Origin of the sequence: Globicatella sp. HMSC072A10, assembly GCF_001811625.1 — a bacterium.
GTDB classification, from domain to species: domain Bacteria; phylum Bacillota; class Bacilli; order Lactobacillales; family Aerococcaceae; genus Globicatella; species Globicatella sanguinis.
The window spans coordinates 1-340 of sequence record NZ_KV805747.1 but is presented as its reverse complement, the minus strand read 5'-3'; the positions used below and the strand labels follow the sequence as shown (position 1 = coordinate 340).

1 protein-coding gene is annotated in these 340 nt (G+C 35.0%); it reads left to right on the top strand.

Going from position 1 to position 340, the window contains the following annotated elements:
- Positions 1-340, top strand: a 340-nt coding sequence (locus HMPREF2811_RS06885; RefSeq protein ID WP_141749274.1) for a DDE-type integrase/transposase/recombinase, incomplete at both ends; no start/stop codon positions are given.

Genomic DNA, 340 nt, shown 5'->3' with positions numbered 1-340 from the left:
AACAGAAGTGAGATATCTGGGAGAAAAAGTACCAATCGATATAAAGTATGTCCCACAAAGCTGTATCAAATGGGATAGTGGTGATAAAAGATATTATCAAATTACAGCCATTGATGAATATAGTCGTAAGCGAGTATGTAAAATAGTCGATGAAAAGAGCGTCACCCATACAGCCCAATTCTTACTAGATTTAGAAGAAAAAATGGGATTTAAGATAAAGACGGTCCAAACAGATAATGGAAGAGAATTTACCAATGACCCCTTACAAGCAGAACGTGAAAGTATATTTGAAGCAGTGTTGAAAAATAAGGTAAGCGTCCTATATCAGAGTATCTTGATA